General features: G+C 32.5%; 19 protein-coding genes. 4 read left to right on the top strand and 15 right to left on the bottom strand.

Annotated features, from left to right (window positions below):
• Positions 1 to 117: 117 nt before the first annotated feature.
• The 8 genes from HM985_RS10585 to HM985_RS10550 all read right to left on the bottom strand — a co-directional run bounded on the left by HM985_RS10585 (position 118) and on the right by HM985_RS10550 (position 8,290).
• Positions 118 to 1,398 carry an adenylosuccinate synthase gene (locus HM985_RS10585; RefSeq protein WP_179376219.1) on the bottom strand — a complete coding sequence of 427 codons (1,281 nt, stop codon included), beginning with the start codon at positions 1,396 to 1,398 and terminating at the stop codon, positions 118 to 120.
• Between the two features lie 12 nt (positions 1,399 to 1,410).
• Positions 1,411 to 1,863 (bottom strand): Fur family transcriptional regulator, encoded by a 453-nt coding sequence (locus HM985_RS10580; RefSeq protein ID WP_092468045.1) that lies wholly within the window; start codon positions 1,861 to 1,863, stop codon positions 1,411 to 1,413.
• A gap of 104 nt (positions 1,864 to 1,967) precedes the next feature.
• A complete protein-coding gene (locus tag HM985_RS10575; RefSeq protein ID WP_179376218.1) occupies positions 1,968 to 4,175 on the bottom strand; it encodes a RelA/SpoT family protein in 2,208 nt (735 codons plus the stop codon).
• Positions 4,176 to 4,244: 69 nt separating this feature from the next.
• Positions 4,245 to 4,598 (bottom strand): SdpI family protein, encoded by a 354-nt coding sequence (locus tag HM985_RS10570; protein WP_179376217.1) that lies wholly within the window; start codon positions 4,596 to 4,598, stop codon positions 4,245 to 4,247.
• Positions 4,599 to 4,731: 133 nt separating this feature from the next.
• Positions 4,732 to 5,451 (bottom strand): 3-ketoacyl-ACP reductase, encoded by a 720-nt coding sequence (locus HM985_RS10565; RefSeq protein WP_179376216.1) that lies wholly within the window; start codon positions 5,449 to 5,451, stop codon positions 4,732 to 4,734.
• Positions 5,452 to 5,640: 189 nt separating this feature from the next.
• Entirely contained in the window at positions 5,641 to 6,090 is a 450-nt protein-coding gene (locus tag HM985_RS10560) for an SET domain-containing protein-lysine N-methyltransferase (protein WP_246284996.1), read from the bottom strand.
• 30 nt (positions 6,091 to 6,120) lie between these two features.
• Entirely contained in the window at positions 6,121 to 7,353 is a 1,233-nt protein-coding gene (locus tag HM985_RS10555; protein WP_179376215.1) for a M48 family metallopeptidase, read from the bottom strand.
• A 139-nt stretch (positions 7,354 to 7,492) separates the two neighbouring features.
• Positions 7,493 to 8,290 (bottom strand): TrmH family RNA methyltransferase, encoded by a 798-nt coding sequence (locus tag HM985_RS10550; RefSeq protein ID WP_179376214.1) that lies wholly within the window; start codon positions 8,288 to 8,290, stop codon positions 7,493 to 7,495.
• Between the two features lie 47 nt (positions 8,291 to 8,337).
• On the opposite strand from HM985_RS10550, the gene HM985_RS10545 reads away from it, so the two are divergent.
• Together HM985_RS10545 and HM985_RS10540 are read left to right on the top strand one after the other, a co-directional pair.
• Positions 8,338 to 10,137, top strand: a complete 1,800-nt coding sequence (locus tag HM985_RS10545; RefSeq protein WP_179376213.1) for a T9SS type A sorting domain-containing protein — start codon at positions 8,338 to 8,340, stop codon at positions 10,135 to 10,137.
• Positions 10,138 to 10,244: 107 nt separating this feature from the next.
• Positions 10,245 to 11,051 (top strand): DUF6503 family protein, encoded by an 807-nt coding sequence (locus tag HM985_RS10540; RefSeq protein ID WP_179376212.1) that lies wholly within the window; start codon positions 10,245 to 10,247, stop codon positions 11,049 to 11,051.
• A 56-nt stretch (positions 11,052 to 11,107) separates the two neighbouring features.
• On the opposite strand, the gene HM985_RS10535 is transcribed toward HM985_RS10540, so the two are convergent.
• The 3 genes from HM985_RS10535 to HM985_RS10525 all read right to left on the bottom strand — a co-directional run bounded on the left by HM985_RS10535 (position 11,108) and on the right by HM985_RS10525 (position 16,594).
• Positions 11,108 to 12,418, bottom strand: a complete 1,311-nt coding sequence (locus HM985_RS10535) for an amidohydrolase family protein (protein ID WP_179376211.1) — start codon at positions 12,416 to 12,418, stop codon at positions 11,108 to 11,110.
• A 12-nt stretch (positions 12,419 to 12,430) separates the two neighbouring features.
• Positions 12,431 to 15,403, bottom strand: a complete 2,973-nt coding sequence (locus tag HM985_RS10530) for an amidohydrolase family protein (RefSeq protein WP_246284995.1) — start codon at positions 15,401 to 15,403, stop codon at positions 12,431 to 12,433.
• Between the two features lie 123 nt (positions 15,404 to 15,526).
• Positions 15,527 to 16,594, bottom strand: coding sequence for a DUF3810 domain-containing protein (locus tag HM985_RS10525; protein ID WP_179376210.1), 1,068 nt, complete (start codon positions 16,592 to 16,594; stop codon positions 15,527 to 15,529).
• 119 nt (positions 16,595 to 16,713) lie between these two features.
• On the opposite strand from HM985_RS10525, the gene HM985_RS10520 reads away from it, so the two are divergent.
• A complete protein-coding gene (locus HM985_RS10520) occupies positions 16,714 to 18,177 on the top strand; it encodes an aminoacyl-histidine dipeptidase (RefSeq protein ID WP_179376209.1) in 1,464 nt (487 codons plus the stop codon).
• 98 nt (positions 18,178 to 18,275) lie between these two features.
• Here the strand turns inward: HM985_RS10520 and HM985_RS10515 are convergent, their stop codons facing one another.
• Genes HM985_RS10515 through HM985_RS10505 form a run of 3 tightly spaced genes read right to left on the bottom strand, consistent with a single transcriptional unit; the run spans position 18,276 to position 21,074 of the window.
• Entirely contained in the window at positions 18,276 to 19,493 is a 1,218-nt protein-coding gene (locus HM985_RS10515) for a peptidylprolyl isomerase (protein ID WP_179376208.1), read from the bottom strand.
• Positions 19,486 to 20,019 (bottom strand): gliding motility-associated peptidyl-prolyl isomerase GldI, encoded by a 534-nt coding sequence (gene gldI / locus HM985_RS10510; protein WP_179376207.1) that lies wholly within the window; start codon positions 20,017 to 20,019, stop codon positions 19,486 to 19,488. Before gldI ends, HM985_RS10515 begins: the two co-directional genes overlap by 8 nt.
• Before the next feature lie 35 nt (positions 20,020 to 20,054).
• The gene (locus HM985_RS10505; protein ID WP_179376206.1) at positions 20,055 to 21,074 is read right to left on the bottom strand and encodes a DHH family phosphoesterase; all 1,020 of its coding nucleotides are present in this window, start codon (positions 21,072 to 21,074) and stop codon (positions 20,055 to 20,057) included.
• Between the two features lie 352 nt (positions 21,075 to 21,426).
• Between HM985_RS10505 and HM985_RS10500 the strand changes: the two genes are divergently transcribed.
• The gene (locus HM985_RS10500) at positions 21,427 to 21,846 is read left to right on the top strand and encodes a nucleoside-diphosphate kinase (RefSeq protein ID WP_173588079.1); all 420 of its coding nucleotides are present in this window, start codon (positions 21,427 to 21,429) and stop codon (positions 21,844 to 21,846) included.
• A 279-nt stretch (positions 21,847 to 22,125) separates the two neighbouring features.
• On the opposite strand, the gene HM985_RS10495 is transcribed toward HM985_RS10500, so the two are convergent.
• Positions 22,126 to 24,345, bottom strand: coding sequence for a TonB-dependent receptor (locus HM985_RS10495; RefSeq protein WP_179376205.1), 2,220 nt, complete (start codon positions 24,343 to 24,345; stop codon positions 22,126 to 22,128).
• Positions 24,346 to 24,362 lie beyond the last annotated feature (17 nt).

Here is a 24,362-nt window from a genome sequence, read left to right as displayed (position 1 = left end):
TTACAGACTATTGAGGTGTATAAAAACATTGGTTTTTCCGTGAAATATCTTAAAGCTAAGATGCTATATCTACACTTTAAATTTCACAAAAAAACCAATTAATTTGTAGAACTCTTATTAAACCGTTTTACGGATAATTGTTTGTTTACGGTCTGGACCTACAGATACTATGGTAATAGGTAAATTAAGTTCTTTTTCTAAGAATTCAATATATCCATTTAAGTTTTCTGGCAATTCTGATGCTTCAGTCATTCCTGTTAAATCAGCAGCCCAACCTTTAATTTCTGTATATATTGGTGCAATATTTTCTTCTTCAATATTATAAGGTAGGTGTGTAATTGTTTCTCCTTTATAATTATAAGCAGTACATACTTTTAAAGTTTCGAAACCAGAAAGTACATCTCCTTTCATCATAATTAATTGTGTAACACCATTAACTTGACAAGCATAACGAAGCGCAACTAAATCTAACCAACCACAACGTCTAGATCTTCCTGTTGTTGCTCCAAATTCTTGACCAACACGGCCCATAGTTTCTCCATCTTCATCAAATAATTCAGTAGGGAATGGTCCAGAACCAACACGAGTAGTGTAAGCTTTAAAGATACCGAAGACTTCACCAATTTGGTTAGGAGCAACACCTAAACCTGTACAAGCACCAGCGGCAGTAGTATTAGATGATGTTACAAAAGGATAAGTTCCGAAATCAATATCTAATAAAGAGCCTTGAGCTCCTTCTGCTAAAATTGTTTTACCAGATTGTTGTGCTTGATAAATATATTCTTCAGAATCAATAAATTTTAAAGATTTTAAAGTTTCTATAGCTTCAAAGAAATCTGCTTCTAATTCCTTAAGATCATATTCAATATCAGCATTATAAAATGCAATCATTGCTTCGTGCTTATCTGCTAAAGCTCTGTATTTGTCTTTGAAATCTGCTAATTCAATATCACCAACACGGATACCATTTCTACCAGTTTTGTCCATGTAAGTTGGACCAATACCTTTTAATGTAGAACCAATTTTAGCCTTTCCTTTAGAAGCTTCGCTTGCAGCATCTAACAAACGGTGCGTTGGTAAAATGATGTGTGCTTTACGAGAAATACAAAGTGATTTTTTGTAATCTACGTTTTGCTCTTTTAATTTATCTAGCTCTTTTTTGAAAATTACGGGGTCTATAACAACACCGTTTCCAACTAGATTTACTTTGTCTTCATGAAATATACCAGATGGAATGGTATGTAATACATGTTTTTTGCCGTTAAACACCAAAGTGTGTCCAGCGTTTGGCCCACCTTGAAAGCGTGCAATAATGTCGTAATTAGAGGTAAATACATCGACAATCTTTCCTTTGCCTTCATCTCCCCATTGTAATCCAAGTAGTAAATCTACTGCCATTTTTAAATTGAGTTAGTCGTCCTTTTTACGATTACCGTAAAAATATAATGAATGATTTGTTATCTGAATATCAAAAACCTCTTCTATGGTTTTTTTGATGGATTGAATGCGTGGATCACAGAATTCTATGACTTCTCCTGTATCTGTAAGAATCACATGATCGTGATTCTTATCAAAATAAGATTTTTCATAATGTGCCTGACTTTGTCCAAACTGATGTTTGCGAACCAAGGCACATTCTAAAAGTAATTCTATTGTATTATAAAGCGTAGCTCTACTTACGCGATAATTTTTGTTTTTCATTTTGATATATAAAGACTCAATATCAAAATGTTCTTTGTTATCGTAAATTTCTTGAAGTATAGCGTAACGCTCAGGTGTTTTTCTATGACCTTTATCTTCAAGGAATTGTGTAAATACACGTTTTACAATTTCCTGATTACTTTCTTCTGTGGTTGCATTCATAATAAGGAGCAAATTTAAACAAATTTTATAGGATATGAATTATAAAAAGTAGGATTAAAAAAAGAAAGAAATGAACAAATTTTAAATTAATGGTTGATAACAATTTATACGCGTGTTACTTTGTCAATTCCGTTTATTTTTTTAAGCTTATTAATAAGTTTTTTAAGCATGGCTTGATTTTTTACTTGAACGGTAATTTTTCCTGTAAAAATGCCATCGTCACTAGAAAAGCTAATACTTTTCATATTAACATGCATGTTTTCTGAAATAAGTCTAGTGATTTCATTTACTAAGCCCATATTATCGATACCAGATAAAATAATTTGAGAGGTATAAACTTGTTGTGAAGAATCGATCCATTTTGCCTGCATAATTCTGTAGGCATAATTAGATTGCAAACTTAGCGCATTAGGACAATTCATTTTATGCACTTTTAAGCCATCATTTATAGTTAAGAAACCAAATACTTTATCTCCAGGAATAGGATTACAGCAATTTGCTAATGTATAGTTTAGTTTTTCTTCTTCTTTACCAAACACCAACATATCATATTTAGAAGTTATTTCTTCTTTATGAATATCCTTAGGGACGTTTGGTTTATATATTTTGTTTTTAAAATAACTAACAAAAGCATTACTTCTAGAAGCTGTAAATGCTTTTAATTTAGGGTTGTCAATGGTGCCAATGCCAACACGGTAAAACAAATCTAAGGATGTGTTTAACTTGAAATAACTAACAAGTTCATTTACAGAGGATTCATTTAGTGTAATTTTAAGTTGCTTTAATTTTCGTCTTAAAATTTCTTTCCCTTCTTCTGCTATTAATTTAGTGTCCTCATTTAATGCCGATTTAATTTTAGTTCGCGCTCTAGCTGTGGTAGCATAATCTAACCAATTAACGTTAGGTTTTGCATTATCAGAAGTCATGATTTCTACACGATCTCCACTTTGCAGAATATGGCTTAAAGGAACTAATTTGTCATTCACTTTTGCTCCACGTGTTCTTAAACCAACTTCGGTGTGTATACCAAAAGCAAAATCTAATGGTGTTGCTCCTTTAGGTAAAGATTTTAAATCTCCTTTAGGCGAAAAGACAAAGATTTCTTTAGAGTATAAATTGAGTTTAAACTGCTCTACAAAATCTACAGCATCCGCTTCGTTGCTTTCTAAAGCTTCTTGCAAGCGATTAATCCAAAGGTCTAGATTATCTTCTTTGGCGTCCGCATTTTTGTATTTATAGTGTGCAGCATAGCCTTTTTCCGCAATTTCGTTCATACGTGCACTACGGATTTGAACTTCTACCCAACGGCTTTTTGGTCCAACAACGGTAATGTGTAGAGCTTCGTATCCTGTAGATTTTGGTGATGATATCCAATCTCTAAGTCTAATTGGGTTAGGAGTGAAGTGATCTGTAACTATAGAATATATTTTCCAAGCTAAAAATTTCTCGTTAGCTGTATCGGAGCTATAAATAATTCGGACAGCAAATTTATCATAGACTTCATCAAAAGAAACGCCTTGTTTTAGCATTTTTCTTCTAATACTGAAGATTGATTTTGTTCTTCCTTTTATTTCATAGTTTAGGCCTTCTGTGTTTAACGAGTCTTCTATAACTTTAGAAAAGGCTTTAATATAAGCATCTTGATCTTCTTTACTATCTTGAATCTTTCCTAAAATGTCATTATAAACTTCAGGTTCAGTATATTTTAAACCTAAATCTTCTAGTTCATTTTTAATATTGTAAAGGCCGATTCTATGTGCTAAAGGGGCATAAATGTATAAGGTTTCTGAAGCAATCTTAACTTGCTTGTCAGATCTCATGGAGTCCATCGTTTGCATGTTATGCAAACGGTCTGCTATTTTAATAATGATTACTCTAACATCATCATTTAGAGTTAGTAGCATTTTTCTAAAATTCTCAGCTTGTAAAGAGACATCCATATCTTTCTTTAAAGAAGATATTTTGGTAAGGCCATCTACGATTCTAGCAACAGCTTCACCAAATAACTGTTCCATATCGTCTATGGTATAATTTGGATTGTCTTCAACAACATCATGTAGCAAAGCTGCAGCAATAGATGTTGCATCCATTCCAATTTCTTTTGCTACAATTCTAGCAACGGCAATTGGATGAAAAATATAAGCTTCACCAGATTTTCGTCGTTGATCTTTATGGGCATCAACAGCAACATCAAAAGCATGTCGGATTAATTTTTTATCCTCATCAGTTAAGGTACGATAGCTTACTTTTAGTAATTCTTTATAAGCTTTGGCAATGGCTTTGTTTTCTTGTTCTATAGCTTCCTCTGTCATGTATCTAATGTAGTGAATCCGTTTTTAATGGGCAATAATTTTTTTGAGGATAATGAGAAAAATTAAATATTATAGATCTTTGGTGAATTTTGATTTTAATTTTTTTTCAACCATTGAGATTAAAAATATTATAGCAGAAAGTAATATGCATAAGCCTAATATTGTAGCAATATTTTCTGATGGTTGATAAATCCATCCGATCAAAGCGCTAAAAGCTAGTGAAGTACCAATTTTCATCATTTTCTTAGAGGAATAGATTTGGGCAAAATCCCATCGTTCTTGATTTTTCATTGAGGCATTAGTTCTGTAGCCATAAATACTATTAATTTTTTTTGGTGGAAATTTGAGCATAATAAAGCCCGCAATTATAAAAATGACACCTGAAGAAAAAGGAATTAGGAATAAAGAATTTTCTGGTAGCATTTCTTTTTATTTAAAATTATAATATCAGTTATTGTGGTTTAAGAACTCTAAGATAATTAAAATTATATGATTTATTAAAACAACAAAACCTACAGTTAATGCAGGTTTAATTGTTTTTAATATTTAAAATTAATTACGGGTTAGTAGACCATAATGAAGCATTTGCCATCATAGCTCTTCTTGGTAATTTTAAGCCAGCAATAATTAGTTCTGCAAAATCTTCGGGTTGTAAAACGCTATCTTCAGAATCTTTATTGGCTATTCCCAATTCTATAGACATATCTGAAGCGATTGTACTTGGTGTTAAGGTACAAACTCTAATATTGTTTTTACGAACCTCTTTCATCAATGATTGAGACATTCCTATAACTGCAAATTTTGAAGCAGAATATGCTGAAGTTGTTGCATTTCCGTTTAATCCAGCTGTAGAAGAAACGTTAATAATTTCACCTTCGTTCTTTTCTATTAAATAAGGAAGAACTTCTTTAGTGACATAATACATACCCATAACATTGGTTTGTATAATTTGGCTCCATTGGTCAACTTCCATATCATTTAAAGTTCCAAAGGCAGCGATACCTGCATTGTTAACTAGAATATCGATAGTTCCAAGTGTTTCAACGATAGTTTTTATGCTCTTTTGAACCTCTTCATAATTACTAACATCAAATACAGAATAAATAGCATTTACACCTAAAGCTTTTATCTCAGAAACTGTTTCTTTTAAAACCGCTTCATTTCTACCTGTAATGGCAACGTCAATTCCTTCTTTTGCGAAAGCTAAAGCAGTTGCTTTTCCAAGGCCTCTTCCGCCTCCAGTAATTAGTGCCTTTTTATTTTTTAATTCAGTCATTATTTAATGTTTTAAGTCCTTAACAAAGTTAAGGAAATTCAATTGTTTATAGGATGAAATCAGTGAGATTTACTTTAATAAATTGTTAATACGTTCTAAAAGTGTAGGCGATGATGATTAAATTGAGAGGTTTTAAATAGTGTAAATTAGATGAATTTTTAAAAATTTAATTGAAACATTAAAATGTGATTAACTATGTTTTTCCCAATACGATTCACCATAACCACAAAACAGCTCTTCTCCTGGTTCTATGTTTCTGGAAGCTTTTATGCAAACATTATGATCCTCATCTAAAGTAATTGTAGTGTTGTTCTTAAATTTGCTAGATGTAGATAAACCTTCAGCGTCATTAGCATATTTGGCGTAGCAATCCGTATGCATACTATCCATAATAGTATCATCTAATAGGTTGATGAAATACTTATCGTTATTCTGTTCTGCTCTTAATTTAGCTTCGTCATTGTTTATAATTTCACCTTTAAATAACGAAATGATTTCATCTTCATAGATTTCCATAGCGGTAAATAAACCATTACCTGCATTTTTAATTTGTGAAGGTTGAATATATAAATAATCAGACTCAGGTGCTTCAATAGCATTTGTGTTTACATAAGAATCTTCTATGTCTGTATTATTCAAGATTTTTAATTTTGATGATTTACAAGTATTTTACTTCTTCAAATTTTCAACACGTTCTAAAAGCGTAGGATGCGAATAATGCATAAATACATAAGCTTTATGAGGTGTTAAATTACTCAAGCTATTTTTAGATAGTTTCTTTAAAGATGTAATTAAAGGTTCTGCTTTATAAGTGTTTTTTACATAATCATCAGCTTGGTATTCAAAAACACGAGAGGCGTAATTCATTATCAAACTTGTAAGTTCAGAAATAGGTGAGTAGAGTAACCCAAAAGCAATTAGTCCTACATGAAAACTTGGAACCTCTACACCAATAGCATTTGATAATAAGGGGTTAGAAATAAAGATAGATAAGATGAAAAGTGTGAATCCGGTGAGTAGGATAGAAGTCACCAAATTAAAAATGATGTGTTTCTTTTTATAATGACCAACTTCATGCGCTAAAACGGCAACGATTTCTTCGTCATCTAAATCATTTACTAATGTGTCATAAAGCGTTACCCGTTTTTCGTTTCCAAAACCTGAAAAGTAAGCATTGGCTTTAGTGCTTCGTTTAGAACCATCAATGATAAATATTTTGTCGAGATTAAAACCAACCGATTCGGCATAAGCTGAAATTTTGTTTCGTAAGTCGCCATCTTCTAAAGGTGTTTGTTTATTGAATAGTGGCACAATAAGTTTAGAATAAAACATATTCATAAAGACAGTAAATACGGTTATAATTCCCCAAGCGTATAACCAAAATTGATTTCCTGTAAGTTGATAAAACCAAATGATTAATGAAATAATACCACCACCAATAATAGTCATCATAACTAAACCTTTCAACTTATCTAAGATGAAGAGTTTTTTTGTTGTTTTATTAAATCCAAATTTCTCTTCAATCACAAAAGTTTTATAATATGAAAATGGTGTGGTAATAATATCGCTAGCAATCATAATAATTCCGAAGAAAATTAAAGCGATAAGAATTGGGTTTTCGGTATAACTTCTGGCCATATTATCGACGTATTCAAAACCATCTAAAAGTAAAAAACTTAACGTTAAGGCAAATGAAAACAATGATGTCCAAATTCCAAATTTGTAATTAACGGTTTTGTAAGCTTGCGATTTTTTGTATTCTTCGGTATCGTAAACATCATTTAATATTTCAGGAATTGGGTCACTGTAATGTTTGGCATTTATAGCATCGAGGACTTTATCTTTTATAAAATTGATGATGATAATGGCTATAATGATGTAGAAAAGTATTTGTGCTGTCATTATGATGTTTTATGTGTGTTTCTGTCACTTCAAGTTAAATTCCTTTTTTAGGAATTTTGTATAGAGAAGCTTTCTAGTAATAATGGTTCTCGATACAATTTTCTTATACTTCGAAAATCACTCGAACTGATGTTTATAATTATTTAAAATCGCGTTGTCGCTTAGCTTCAAAAATAAGAATTCCTGCTGCTACAGAGACATTCATAGAGTCAATTTCGCCTTGCATAGGGATGCTAATGTTTTTGGTAGCTGCTTGTCGCCATTCTTCGGTTAAACCTGTTGCTTCTGTACCTACTACAATTGCGGTTGGTAAAGTATAATCTTGGGTATGATACGGTTCCGATTCTTGTAAAATAGCAGAAAAAATATTGAAATTATATTTTTTTAGAAAAGCAATAGCGTCTTCGCTACTTCCCATAGCAATTTCGGTGGTAAATACACAACCCACACTAGAGCGAATGATATTAGGATTGTATAAATCTGATTTAGGATTCGCAATAATAACGGCATCTACATTGGCAGCATCTGCGGTACGTAATATAGCACCGATATTCCCTGGTTTTTCGGGTGCTTCAGCTACTAATATTAATGGATTTTTGTTTTGAAGTTTTAAAGCTTCAAGTGTATGGTCTTTAGTTTTTACTACAGCGATAACACCTTCAGTAGTGTCTCTGTGTGCTAATTTTTGAAATACATCTTTTGAAATTTCAATACAATCTATTTCATGTTGTGATAGCGCATTGGCTTCGCTTTCTGAAAATAATTCAGGATAAAACAATAAGGTATCAATTTTATAATTGCCTTTAATAGCAAGAGATAATTCGCGCTTTCCTTCAATTAAAAACTGTCCTGTTTTTTTACGTTGTCTCGATTTTTCTTTAAGTAAAACAAGTTGTTTTATAAGTGGATTTTGAACGCTAGATATTGATTTATACATTATTATATTATTTAATCTATATTTGAGAAATACAAATTTAACCTATTATGAAACAAAAACTACTTAACCTATTTCTATTCTTAATAATCAGTATAACTTCATTTGCTCAGGTGGCTAATCAACCAAATGATTACGTGGTTTGCGATGATGACAATGATGGTTTTGCTTTATTCGATTTAACTTATGTAGATGTACAAGTTTTAGGAAGTCAAAGTGCCGAAGATTATACGATAACATATCACGAAACGCAGAGTGATGCCATTAATGGAATTAATGCGCTTTATTATCTTTATGTCAATAATACTGATTGGTTACAAATTATATATGTGCGATTAGAAGATAATAATACAGGAAGTTATGATACTACTGAATTATCATTGGTTGTAAATCCAACACCTATAGTTACGGCATCAACGTCTTTGGAGTTATGTGATGATGATGCCGATGAGATTGCTGTATTTGATTTAACGATAAAAGATGCTGAGATTACCAATGGTAATACAGATTGGTCCGTAACTTATTATGAAACCAATGCAGATGCACAAGCACAGACCAACGTTATTACAAATCCAACGGCATATACAAATAATTCAGTAAATGGATATGGAGCTAATCCACAAACTTTATTTGTTGTAGTGACTGATATTAATACAGGTTGTTTAGGTTTTACAACTTTAACTATTAGAGTATTACCAAATCCAACACCTAGTAATACAATACCAGATCTAGTTTTATGTGATGAAATTAATACAGGAGATGAAGTCGAAGTGTTTGATTTAACAGTAAATGAACTTCTTATTTTTAACGGAGAACCAGGAACATCAATTACCTATCATGTCAGTGAGTCAGACGCGTTTTCGGGTTCTAATAGTATTTCAGACCCAACGCAATTTTCTAATACAGTTTCACCACAAACTATTTATGCTAGAGTAACAAACAATACTACGGGCTGTTTTGCAGTAGTTGATTTTGATATTTATGTAGATTCGTTACCTGATTTAAATTTTGAAAGTAGTTATTCTTTTTGTGTCGGAGATACATTGGTAATAGATTCAGAATTATCTACTTTAGATTATAGTTTTCAATGGGCATTAAATGGTAATCCTATACCAGATGAAACGCAAGCGTCTCTTACAGTAACACAATCAGGTTTTTATGAAGTTTCAGTTATTTCTTTATTAGGATGTGGAACAACTATAATTTTGATTAATGTTGAAGAAATAGTTTGTACAGATAGTGATGACGATGGCGTTATTGATAGTGATGAAGATATAAATGGCAATGGAGATTTAGAAGATGACGATACCGATGATGATGGTATTCCAAATTATTTAGATAGTGATGATGATGGCGATAACGTAGAAACCATAGATGAAATTACTTTAATTTCAGGACGATCAAGTAACAATACAATACATCAATTTATCGATACGGATGAAGATAGCATAGAAAACTATTTAGATGACGACGATGATGGTGATGGCATTCTAACGATAGACGAAGATTATAATAATAACGGAGATCCGACGGATGATGATACAAATAGCAACACGATTCCAGATTATCTTGAAAGTTCAGTAGCGCTGAATGTTAATCAATTTAGTACTATTGAATTTAAGCTGTTTCCTAATCCAACTAAAGATGAAGTTTCTATTCAATTTAATATTTCTCAAGTTGAAACTATAAAAATTAAGGTTTACGATGTGCAAGGTAAACGTGTGAATGTTTCTCATAACACAGATGAAAATAGAACAATACTAAACACTTCACATTTAAGCTCTGGTTTATATTTTGTAGAACTTCAAAATGGTGCAATTAAAAGTATTCAAAAACTGATAAAAGAATAAAAAATTAAATTTTATACCTTATTAAAAAGCTTCAAGTAATTCTTGAGGCTTTTTTTTGTAATGCTTTAAAATAAATTTCGTCAAAGACGTCAACTTAAAACTCTATTATGAAAAAAACAATTTACGTATTCCTTTTGGCTGTATTTGCAATGGCTTGCAAAAATGAAACAAAACAAGAAGCAACAAAGTCTGTTGAAGTTGAAGAAATGACAACAGAAGATGTGAGCACAAGTATCTATCCAGAATCTATAACTAAAGTTTTTGATGCACATGGTGGTATTGATACTTGGAATAAAATGGAAACGCTTTCTTTTTCTATTACAAAACCTACAGGAATAGAAAAGACGACTAAAAATTTGAAAACCAGAGCCGAATTAATTGATACACCAACCTATACACAAGGATTTGATGGTGAAACCCTTTGGATTAATGAAAAAGATGGAAATGAATATAAAGGAAAACCTCAGTTTTATAAAGGCTTGATGTTTTATTTCTATGGAATGCCTTTCGTTTTTGGGGATGATGGTATTTCTTATGCAGAGACAGAGCCTTTAGTTTTTGAAGGAAAAACATATTCAGGAATTCTAATTTCTTTTGAAGCTGGAGTAGGAGAGTCTTCAGACGATCAGTACAAGATTTTTTATGATGCAGAAACAGGCCAAATGCAATGGTTGGCTTATACGGTTACTTTTGGAAAAGCAGAAGGAAATCCAGATTTTCATTTTATCAGATATAATAATTGGCAAACGGTTAATGGTTTAGTAATACCTAAAAGTATAGATTGGTATAACGTTGAAAACAACTTGCCAACTGAAAAACGAAATACAGTTGAGTTTACAGATGTAATGCTTTCTGAAAAAACATTAGATAAATCAATGTTTTCGAAACCAGAAAGTGCTAGGGTTATAGATTAGTAATATCAATATTTATAAAACATAAAAAAAGCGAGCCATTTGGCTCGCTTTTTTTATTAATCTACTTGACTAGGTTTCTCAGAATAGCGTTTCCAAAGTTCCGTTTGGTGCGTTTCTAAACTTAGCTCTCTACCATCTATAAATGCTTTGGTTAAAATATTGGTTCGCATATCTAGCGCGTCACCTTCACTTATAAAAAGAGTAGCACTTTTTCCAACTTCTAAAGTGCCGTACAAATCATCTATACCCATTATTTTTGCAGGGTTTTCTGTAATGAGTTGTAAAGCTTGTGCTTTTGTTAAACCATGAGCAACTGTTGTACCAGCATAAAATGGAAGGTTACGAGAATTCATACGTTCCATTTGTCCGCTCGGTTCTAAGGCGACTAAAACGCCAGCGTCGACTAGTTTTTTTGCCAATTTGTAAGGTAAGTCATAATCGTCATCTTCTAATTCAGGTCTAGAGTGTACACGTCTTAAAAATACAGATACCTCATTTTGTTTTAAAAACTCAGCTAAATTTCCAGATTGATAAGCACCAACAATAGTGATATGAGCCACATTTTGAGATTTTGCAAAGTTTACAGCATCTGTAATGGCTTTTTCATCATTGGCATTGATGTATAAATGTTTAGAACCATCAAACAAACCAGCCATAGCTTCATAAGGTAAATGGCGTTCGGCTTTACTACCGTTGTTATAGCTTTTAGATTCGTTAAAGTAATCGTTTAGTTCTTTAACTTGTTTGGCGTAATCGTCATTCGGTTTTAAACCTGGATCTTCTCCCAACCATCTGCGGCCACGTTTAAATGTACTTGGCCAATTAATGTGAATACCATCATCTAATTTAATGGCTGCATCTTCCCAGTTCCAAGCATCATATTGCACTACAGATGAGGTTCCTGAAATTCGTCCACCTCTCGGTACAACTTGCCCAAGCAATACACCATTTGGTCGCATAGATTCTGTGACTTTAGATTCCGTATTATAGGCAATAATACTCCTTATATGTGGATTAAAAGTTCCCATTTCAGATAAGTCATTAGAGGCTTTTACGGCATCTACTTCTACTAATCCTAAGGTTCCATTAGCAACAATAAAGCCTGGGTAAATATGTTTACCTTTTCCGTCAATAATATCCATAGCTTGTTTGGTCAGTGGCGTAGAAGCCTCAGGTCCTATGGTTATAATTTTACCATTACTGACTACAATAATGCTATTTTCTATAGCCTTACCATTTCCTATATGAGCTGTGGCTCCAACAATAGCAAAATCTTTAGTTTGCTTTGGTGCTGGTGTTTGTTGTGCGAATCCTAATGAGATACACAACAAAAACAATAAGGTGTTTATTTTATTTAAGTTTTTCATTTTTAAATAGTTTTAGTTGTGAGAATCCATAGAGTCACAATGTAAATCGTGATGCTCTTTTTTCTTAATAGGTTGCGTTTTTACACCTTTGTTTTTATCTTGAAGCATCAAATTAATAAGCTCACTTTTTTCTTTTTTAATAGCGTCTCGCATTTGCATATCTTTTTCTAAATCAAAATAGGTAACACCTTCAATAATTGTTTTTTCAGCTTTAGCATAGATAGATAATGGGTGGTCTGTCCATAAAACCACATCAGCATCTTTTCCTACTTTAAGACTACCAACTCTGTTATCAAGATGTAAAAGTTTTGCCGGATTTAAAGTCACAAATTTCCAAGCCTCTTCTTCACTAACGCCTCCGTATTTTACAGATTTAGCAGCTTCTTGGTTTAATCGGCGAGACATTTCAGGATCATCACTATTAATTGCTACTGTAATCCCTGCGTTATGCATAATGGCAGCATTGTACGGAATAGCATCATTTACTTCGTATTTATAAGCCCACCAATCACTAAATGTAGATCCGCCTGCGCCATGAGCTTTCATTTTATCTGCTACTTTATAACCTTCAAGAATATGTGTGAAAGTATTGATTTTAAAATCGAATTGATCTGCAACTTTCATCAACATATTAATTTCACTTTGTACGTAAGAATGACATGAAATAAAACGCTCACCGTTTAAAATTTCGGCAAGTGTCTCCATTTCTGCATCGTATCTATAAGGTTTGTCGCTTTTCTTTAATGCATCATAAGCTTTGGCTCGTGTAAAATAATCAATAAAAACTTGTTCTACACCCATACGAGATTGAGGAAAACGTGCATTGGTGCTATATCGAGATTGTTTTACGTTTTCTCCTAAAGCAAATTTTATAAACTTAGGGGAATCATCATAAATTAAACCATTTGCTGTTTCTCCCCATTTTAATTTAATAATAGCAGAGCGCCCTCCAATAGGATTTGCTGAACCATGTAAAACTTGAATAGAAGTTACGCCACCTGCTAAATTGCGATAAATATTAATGTCTTTTTCGTCTAAAACATCTTCAATCGTTACTTCTGCAGAAGAATTCTGACCACCTTCGTTTATAGATGAAGTTGCAATATGCGAGTGCTCGTCAATGATACCTGCGGTAATGTGTTTTCCTGTAGCATCAATAACTTTTGCATTTCTACTAGAAAGATCTTTACCTATTTTTGAAATCTTTCCGTCTTTAATTAAAACATCTGTATTTTCTAAAACCCCCTCTTTTTCATTGGTCCAAACGGTCGCGTTTTTAAATAGTAAAGTTTCAGATTTTGGTTGTTCTGTAAATCCATAAGCTAAATTAGGATAGGTTATAGGGTACATTGAAGCTTTGTTAACAGTTTCATCCTTCTTTGCTTTAGCCCCTTTTTTGTCTGCTGCTTCTTTATCTTTTTTAAGGGCAACAAAAGAAATTTCATTACCATCTGGTAATATTGCTTTTCCGCTTAAGGTTTTTAGATTCGTAATTTTAGCGACAACTCTAGTATATTCATTTTTAGTACTATCAGTTGTTTTAAATATAAGATTTAGCCAATCGTCTGAATAATTGATTTTTGTGCCTAAATTTTTGTCATTGCTTTCTAGTTTAGCTTTAGGCTTACTTGTACTTCCAGAGATGGATAGCTTAAAATCACTTCCTGCAAGTTTAAAGGTGTAATCTCCATCAATATCTTTAGTATTTATATCTTCAAGAATATTTGCTTCTCCTTGTACCCAATTTTCATAAAGCTTTGTTTTCTTTTCAAAAATATCACCATCTGTAATTAAAAAATTAGCGTAGCTTCCTGTTTTTAAAGTCCCTAAAAGATCAGATTTCCCTAATAATGCAGCAGGAACTGTAGTTAATGCCTCAAGTGCTTTTTGTTTAGATAATCCACTTTCAATCGCTTTTATTAAGTTAGAAGAAAATGATTTAGTAGATTTTAATCCGTGTGTTGTTAAAGCAAATTTAATTCCGTTTTCTGCTAATAATCCTGGATTGTGTGGTTCCTGATTCCAAGCACGCATATCACTTAACGTTAATGTGCTTGCTAAAAATGGATCGTCAACATCATAAGCGAGTTTAAAATTGATGGGTAAAATAATTGTAGCATTTGTGCCCTTAACTTCATCAATACGTTCATATTCATCACCACCACCAAGAATAGTGTATTGAATATTAAATGCATCACCCACTTTGTCAGCTCGCATTAAGTTTGCTCTGCTGCCTGCTTCAAAAATTTGAAGTAAGTTTTTATGGGTGTTTAAAGCTTCTAGAGATAAATCTTTAGTGTCAATGTGGCCTGCTTCGTACCATTTGGCATCACTATACATCTGGCGTAATAAGGCCATACTTCCCATAATAGAAGAAGGATAACGTTGTTGTGACTTCACACTTTTGCTGAATGATAAATGCTGCGATGCTTTGCTATCTATAATTCGCATAGAATTATCTGCATTATTATTCAGAGCAATTAAAGCTCCTGTACCACGAACAACACCATCTGGCATATGTGTATTTACCACTCCAAAACCTAATTTTTGTAATTCGGTTGCTGTTTTTTCATCGTATTTAAAACTCGTCATTACGTCTTGTTCTGGCATAATGTGGTCATTCCAATAAAAACCACTTCTGCTCGGGCCATATTGTGGTCCGTTACCACCTCGTTTGGGTTTTTCGACACCAAATGTGGTATGTAAATCAATAAAAGAAGGGTAAATCGTTTTTCCTGAAAGATCTATTTTAGTTGTGTTTTTAGGAATATTTACTGATTTCCCTACGCTAACTACTTTTCCATCTTTAATAAGAAGTGTAGCGTTGTCAATAGTTTCGGTTGGTGATACGTGAATTGTTGCATTAGTAAAAGCCGTATAGTTAGTGTTTTTGGCTATTACTCCAGTATTACTAGGAAAGTAATCTTGTGCAAATAATGAAAAACTGCACATGAAAATGAGCAGCCGTAAATGTACTTTAATCATATTGTGGCTGGTTTTGTTAGAATTTTAAATATAGGAATTTAAGCGTTTCAGTTCTTGTAATCTAAAGGTTTTAACATTTTTAGAACTTTGCTTAATTTGTTTAAAAACACTCAGTTTTATTATTTATAAGCTTTTATCTTCATAATAATTCACTAAAAGTGCAACAACATAGCTATAACTTTTCATGCCTGCAGATTGATTATTCGCTTTTAAGAAATTATCGAATGTTTTTTCAAAAATAGGCTCGATAGGGTTTTCGTAAGATTTCCAAAAATCTTGAGACTCTTGGTAATTTATAAGAATACCTTTGTTTATAGATGGCAAAATTGTAGCATAAACTTCAGGATCGCGTCTAAATATTTCGCCTAAACAATACCGAAGCGCAAAGGTATAACCCGAATATTTAAAATATAAATCATCGTTATGTATAGCTGCTAAACTACCAATAAAATTAGCTTCATTTTCTGCTGCATAACCCAACTGATGTGCTACTTCGTGACAAGATGTTGTTGGATATTTATACGTAGAAATTAATCCGTTGACTTGAGCTTCATTTGTAAATGGGTTTATATATCCCGAAAATCCCATGTAGGTTAAAGGTAAACTGTAAATTGATTTTTTAATACTTACGGGGTCATATTCAAGATGTGGATAAACTTTAGCTAACGATTTATAGCCATTTTCTACTTTATTAAAAATTTCAGATTTTGTATATGGCGATTCAACTTTTAAGGTGTCATTTTTAACCAATTGAAGTTGTAATTGATTCGATTTTTTAATTAAACGTTCCGTAAAAGATAATAATTGCTCGGAAGAATATTCTGCTTCTAGATTTAAAGACTTGTAGAGAGGTTGTCGGTAATAATTAAAAGCCCAAAGCATGTGAAAGGTAAAATAGGCAATAGATAAAGTAGCACCAACGTCTAAAAGCCAGTTTTTTGTGTCTTTAATAATGCGTTTTCGGTTTACAATTATCCATCTTATAATGTAAATCCCACCTAAAGTGTAAAATAGGTCACCAACAGAAAACGGAAGCCAGCCAAAAATATAACGTGATAATTTTGATAAAAACACATAAAGTCCGTTGCTGTAAAATTGCTCAATAAATTCGGGATAATGTTTCAATTGTGATAAGAAGAGTAATTGAATTCCGAAGAAAATAACAAGGATGAGTTTTATGTTTTTTCGCATGTATCAAAAATAGGAAAAAGATTGGACTGGTTAATTATTTTGTACAAGAGAAACAAGTTGTAAATGGCAATAGAGAGATAATCGTATTTTGTACCTTTGCACATCTAAAAACAAGATTTATGAGTTCAGAAATAAGAGCCTTAGAGCCAAAACAACTTTGGAATAAATTCGCAGATTTAAATGCCGTGCCAAGACCTTCTAAAAAGGAAGAGCGTGTGATTCAATTCATGAAAGATTTCGGAGAAAATTTAGGTTTAGAAACGCTAGTAGATGAAGTAGGAAATGTAATTATCCGTAAGCCCGCATCTAAAGGGATGGAAGATCGTAAAGCTATTGTATTACAATCGCATTTAGATATGGTACACCAAAAGAATAACGATACCGTTTTTAATTTTGATGAACAAGGTATTGAGATGTTTATTGAAGGTGATTGGGTTAAAGCAAAAGGAACGACACTTGGTGCAGATAATGGTTTAGGTGTTGCAACAATTATGGCTGTTTTAGAAAGCGATACTATTGTACACCCAACATTAGAAGCTTTATTTACCATTGACGAAGAAACAGGAATGACAGGAGCTCAAGGTTTAAAAGGAGGCATACTTAAAGGTGAAATTCTTTTGAACTTAGATACGGAAGAAGATGACGAAATAGGAGTTGGTTGTGCAGGTGGAGTAGATGTAACTGCAACACGCGAGTATAATGAAGAAGAAACACCTGAGTTTAAAATCGGTTATACTGTTACAGTAAAAGGATTGCAAGGTGGACATTCTGGAATGCAAATTCATGAAGGCTTAGGGAATGCTAATAAATTAATGAACCGTTTATTATTTGATGGGTTTGAAAATTATGGACTTCGTATTTCTGAAATAAATGGAGGTAGTTTAAGAAATGCTATTCCAAGAGAAAGTAATGCTGTGGTTGTGATTGATGCAATACATGAAGCACTTTTTGAAGCAGAGATGAAAACTAAAGCTGATGAGCTTAGATTTGAATTCAAAACAATGGAACCAGATTTAGAAGTTGTTATTTCTAAAACGGAAACTCCAGAAAAAATAATGGACTTAGGTGTGCAAGAAGGTTTAACAAGAGCTTTGTATGCGGCGCATAATGGTGTTTATCGTATGAGTCCAGATATTGAAGGTTTAGTTGAAACGTCTAATAACATTGCAAGAGTTATTATAAAAGAAGGCGCCGTTAAAATTGGTTGTTTAACGCGTAGTTCTGTAGATAGTACAAAACAAGATTTAGCCAATATGTTACGTGCAACTTTTGAATTAACAGGTTGTGAAGTTGAGTTATCAGGTGATTACCCTGGTTGGGCCCCAAATATGGATTCTGCTATTTTAAAAGTATTGGTGCCAATTTACGAAGGTTTAAATAATGGCGAAAAACCTCATGTTGCAGCTTGCCACGCAGGTCTTGAATGTGGGATTTTAGGAACCAATTATCCAGAAATGGATATGATTAGTTTTGGTCCTAATATTAAAGGAGCACATTCGCCAGATGAGCGTGCTCAGATTTCATCAGCACAGAAATATTGGAAATTTGTTTTAGAAATATTGAAGAATATTCCGAAAGCATAAGTTTTATAAATCGATAAGATAATTTTTTTTATTGAGTATATTTCATAAAAAAAGCAGCTATAATTTATAGCTGCTTTTTTGGATTATAATAAGGAGTGTTATTTAATACTTACCAATTCAATATCAAAGATAAGGTTGGCACTTGGTGGAATCACTGGTGGATTTCCTCTCTCTCCATAACCTAAATAGTAAGGAATAAATACTCTTGCTTTATCTCCAATTTTCATGTTAAGCATAGCTTCTTTAAAACCAGCAATTAAACCAGCAGTTTCATTGTATTGCATATCAAAAGGATTATAACGACCAGCTTTATCTTGTCCTTCATCATATTTGCCATTTTTCTCAGCGACTTCTTTTAAAGTCGTCCAGAAAAGATCTCCATTTTCTAAATACCCAGCACAATCAATGTTTACACGATCAGTAGAATTTGGTTTTACACCATTACTTTCATTTAAGAAGATCATAGCCATTCCTGTTGGTGATTCAATTTTTCTACCTTTTAATTCTTCGTTCTTTTTTAAGAACTCAATCTTAGCAGCATCAGCTTTAGCTTTAGCAGCTAATTTAGCTTCTTCAGCTTTTTTATCAGCTTCAAGTTTTGCAGCAGCAGCTCTTTCCTTAATTTTAGGTAATTCTTCTGTAAATACTTTAGGGGCATCAAACTTTTTAGCATCGGTACCAATTCTAATAATATTTAATTTTGTAATTACAACATCTTCTAATGGTTTATTAGAGCCTGGCTGTACTTTTACATTAGAGATTGTATCTAAAACATTTAAGCCTTTTACCAACTCACCAAAAACGGCGTGGCAAGATACTCTTGGATTAGAACAATCTTTTAAATTTCCGTTAGCATCATAGCCATCTAACCAAGGTGTTGCTTTTTCAATAATAAAGAATTGACTTCCGTTAGAGTTAACACCCGAATTAGCCATAGATAACATACCTGGCTTATCATGTTTTAAGTTGTTTACAAGTTCATCTTCAAATTTGTATCCAGGATCTCCAGAGCCCGTTCCTGTAGGATCGCCACCTTGAATCATAAAATTATTCATAACACGGTGAAATGTTAATCCATCATAATAAGGTTTTCCTTTTAATTCATCAGTTATTAAAGGATGATCTCCTTCTGCTAATGCTACAAAATTAGCAACCGTTACAGGTGCTTGGTCGTAAAATAATTTTGCAACCATTGTGTCTTTAGAGGTTATAAATTCGGCATAAATACCGTCTCCTAATTCAGAATAGCGTTCTTGGCAAGATATGTTTACCAATACTAATAGTACAACGAATGCAGTAAGTGCTTTTTTAATCATTTTTTTTGGTTATAGTGTTTAAAGTTACTTTACAAATTAAGGGAATGTTGGTTCCTATTTTATAGTCATCTCCATAATAACCAAAAGCTTTTTGGGATGGAAAAATAAAGGTTGCTGTTTCCGTTGGCTTTAAAAGTTTTAAGCCTTCTCGCAAACCTGTAAATAATTCTTCTTTATCCATTATATAGGTTTTAGAAGTATTATCATAAATTTTATCACCTTCAATATTAGAAACATCAAATGTAAAATGAATTTCGTCTCCAAATTCTGGTTGTATGGTATCGTTTTCAATTTTGGTGTTGTAATGGTACCAAAATCCGCTTTCCGAAGCAATGTATTCTTTATTTGGGTTATCTTTTATGATTTTCTGAATCTGTTTGCGCTCTGATAGGTTTAATTTTTTGTTGCGTTCTACAGATGCTTTTAGAAATGAGCCAGATTGCACGGACTCAGGTAAGCGAGCATCAGGTGATTTGCAACTGAAACATAATAGAGTTAGAATAGCTATTATATGTAGATTTTTCATTTTCTAGGTTGTTATTCGCTGTTAATTCAGCAGTTTTATTGGGACAAATTCTCTTTATACTGCGGTAATATACTAATAAAATTATTTATGGTAGTTTGCATATCTTCTTCGCTACGGCCTCCGGCAGCATTTGTATGACCGCCTCCATGAAAGTGTGCTCTAGAAAATTCATTTACAGAAAACTCTCCTTTACTACGTAGTGATATTTTTATTATTTGATCTTGTTGACTTTCAATAAATATTGCAGCAAAAATGATATTTTTTAATGATAACGCATAATTTACGAAGCCTTCCGTATCTCCTTTTTTATAGTTGAATTGATCCAGTTCTGCCTGAGATAATGTAATGTAAGCAGTTCGTAATTCTGGAATCACTTTTAAGTTCTGTAAAGCTCTACCTAATAATTGTAATCTACTATAACTATTGGTGTCAAAGGTGTTATTATGTATTTCTGAATTATCGGCTCCTTTTGCAATTAAACTTCCAATAACTTCATGAGTTCTACTTGTTGTTGCTGGAAAACGGAAAGAGCCAGTGTCCGTCATAATACCTATATATAGACACGTTGCGATATCGGCATTAATTTTTTCTACATCATTAAGCATTTCAATGAAATTATAAACCATTTCACAAGTAGAAGACATGCTAACATCTGAATAAGTATATTTAGCATAATCATCAGGTTGTTGGTGATGATCTATCATAATCATTGTTGCAGTTGCTTTTTCTAAAGCTTCAGCCATCAGGTTTCCTGTACGATGAAAAGCATTAAAATCTAATGTAAAAATTAAATCGGCATTACCAAGAAGCTTATTGCTTTCTTGTTGTTGCGTTTCAAATTTTAAAACAGCATTTTCACCAGGTAACCACTTTAAAAAATCAGGATAATCGTTAGGCGTAATAATTATAGCATTATGATTATATAATTTTAAGTAATGACACAAAGCAAGTGTAGAACCCATAGCATCCCCATCTGGATTTCTATGTGGTACAATAACAATGTTTTTAGGAGTACTTAATAAGGTTTTTATTTCTGAAATTTGTGCGTCTATCATAGAAAGCGAAGATACGTTTTTTAGCTATTTTGAAAATGGTTTTATCATGAAATTAATAGATTGTTTTAGTTAATCGAAGGGAATACGGTGATAAGTTGTTGAATTATCTTTGGGTAATTTCATACTTTGGGTTGTCTAAATTATCTTAAAATTTAAAAATTATAGTTAATTAACATCTAACTAAAGCGTATAAATACATGTTTTAATATTTGATTACTAGTGAGGTGTGTAAATAGATATTTGTGGGGAAATCTTAGCAGTGACACTTGTTTAGTAACACTAAATTAATAAATGCAGTTGTTGATAAATAAAAGAAATAGATTACTTTTGCACCACATTTAAAAAAAGATACATGGCAACTAACAGAACATTTACAATGTTAAAGCCTGATGCTGTTGAAAAAGGACACATTGGCGCAATATTAGAAAAAATTACAGCTTCAGGTTTTAGAATCGTAGCGATGAAATTAACGCAAATGACTAAAGCTGATGCTGAGGAATTTTACGCAATACATAACGAGCGTCCATTTTTTGGAGAATTAGTAGAATATATGACTCGTGGTCCTATTGTTGCAGCTATCTTAGAAAAAGATAACGCTGTTGAAGATTTTAGAACTTTAATTGGTGCTACAAACCCTGATGATGCAGCTGAAGGTACGATCCGTAAATTATATGCAGCTTCTATTGGAGAAAATGCAGCTCACGGAAGTGATAGTGATGAAAATGCAGCTATTGAAGGTGCTTTCCATTTTTCAGGTAGAGATATGTTTTAAGCTAAAACATTATATTATATTTAAAAGACCATCTTTACGGATGGTCTTTTTTTTGGAATAAACTCAAAGGTTCTATAAGCGTTCATTGCTATTCAAATTAGAAATAATAATAAAAAAAAACACCCACTCTTTCGAGCAGGTGTTTCACCAACAAAAAAACTCAAAAACATCATGAAAACTTCATGATTTGATTAATCTCAAACACAGATCAATCTTTTTCGTTAGCTAACAATCAACAATACTTAATCTGCTTCCCCACAAATTAAGCGTTGAAAGTTTTTAAAATCTGTAGCTAACTGTTCCTTTTATAAAGAAAGGTGTACCAGGTGTAAAATGTATTTCTTCAACAGATTGTGCTTCACCTTGTAAACGAGATTCTGTAGCGAATTGTGTTTCATTCCATTCTACATCAAAAAGATTTTCTATAGCAAGCCCTAGTGTTACTTTATTAAAACTGTAATTCACATTAAAATCTGTTACCATATAACCTTCAGCTACAATTGAATTATCTTCATTAGCGGCTCTGTCATCTAAATATCTAAAACGTAAGCCTCCTGAAAAACCATTAAGATCATCTATAGACACACCACCGACTAAAGTAAAATCTGGTGCTAAAGGAATGTAATCTTGTCCGTCTGCTTCATCAATACTTCTTGCATTGGTAAGTGTAGCATCTGTATCTAAAAATAACCAATCAGTTAACTGGTAACGTAAACCTAAATCTAAGCCAAAACGTCTTGTTTTGCCGCTTGGTTCTACAATACCTGCATCACCTACGTAAACAAATTCTTGTTCTAAAAATAAATACCAAAGTGCAGAGTTTACAACTAACTTAGGGAATGGTTTCCATACGGTTCCTAAATCAGCTCCGTAAGAACGTGGTAAAATATCTTCACCGCCATTGGCTACAACAACTCTTGTGTCGTTAGAGTGAAAACCTAATCCTGATTTAAGATATAATTGTAAATTATCTTGAGCGTTGTAGAAGAAATTTAACTTAGGACTTAAGATTGTTTTAGTTTCAGATAAGGTTGTATAATTAGTTTGAAGTGCATCGTTGTACATAAACTTAAAATAGTCTAAACGCAATGCTGGTGCTACTTTAAATTTTCCGAATTCGAATTCAGCATTTACAAAAGCATCAATATTTGTTTGGTTAATGTCTCCTAACTGAATATTCTCTAAAGTTGTGCTTCTATTTAATGTTCTAGATAATTCTACATCATCAGAAATATCATGTCTTAAGCCAATACCAGACGTTAATGTGAGTTCAGTATCCCCTAAATTAGTATTGTGTGTGATTGCAGTATTTAAACCAATAATATTTCGATCTTCTTTTTGAAAAATTTGATCTCCATTAATAGGGTCTTCTAAAAAGAAGGTAAAGTTTGAATACAACTCAAAAGCATAATGAGAATAAAAAGCATTGGTGCTTAATTTGGTGTTATCATCAATATATTTATCGAAAGTTACATTCAGATTGGTACGTTCTGTTTGCCCTCCTTCAGTATCATCAATAGCACCAAAACGTGTAATGTTTCCGTTGTCAACTTCACGCTGTGGAATTTGGCCTGAAGCATCCCAACGACTCGTAAAATGCGATGCTGTTAAAGTTAGTTTATCATTCTCTGGTGAAAACATAACATACTTACCAAATAGATTAAGTCGGTTAAAATTCTGTGGAGATTCAAAAGGTCCATCAGTGTTTATATATTCTAAAGCGACATAAGCATTTTGATTTTTTGTGTTTTCTAAAAGATCAAACAAACCTACAGTTCTCATGGTGTTGAATTGACCTACTGTAAAAGAAATTTCACTTTCTTTTAAATAGTCTTTTGTTTTAAAGTTAACATAGCCAGCAGTATTAAAATCTCCTTCTTGTGCGTAATAAGCACCTTTTCCGAAATCAATTTTATTTACAGTTTCAGGGATTACAAAATGTAAATCACTATAACCTTGACCATGTGCATGAGAAACCATATTTACAGGCATTCCATCTACAGAGATTGAAACATCGGTTCCGTGATCGATATCAAAACCACGTAAAAATAATTGTTCTGCTTTTCCGCCTCCGGCATGCTGACCAATAAATAAACCTGGTACTTTTCTTAAAACTTCTTGAGTAGAATTTACAGGTGTAATATTTAGATCTAATCTAGAAATTGTACTTACGGTATTTAATTCTTCCGTAATCATCATTTCATCTAATTGAAACGCTTTTTCTTCAAGTGTAATTTTAAAATTCTCAGAAGATTCTAATTTAATAATTCTAGTTTTATAACCTAATAATCCAATTCTTAAAGAATCTCCTACTTTGGTGTCTTTTATTAAGAACACTCCGTTTTCAGTAGAGTGGGCGTGGCTTTCTGTACTTTGGTTGTATATATATGCAGCTTCTAAGGGCTGGTTGAGTTCGTTTTGTACTATTCCTTTTAAATTTTGTGCCCTCGTGACTAATGAGAAGCAGCATAAAATAGTTAATGTTAAGATTTGTTTCATAATTGATAGGTATAGGT

Source organism: Winogradskyella wichelsiae (genome assembly GCF_013403925.1).
Classification (GTDB): domain Bacteria; phylum Bacteroidota; class Bacteroidia; order Flavobacteriales; family Flavobacteriaceae; genus Winogradskyella; species Winogradskyella wichelsiae.
Note: the sequence above shows the minus strand (reverse complement) of the source record. Positions and strands in the feature narration are given on the sequence as shown.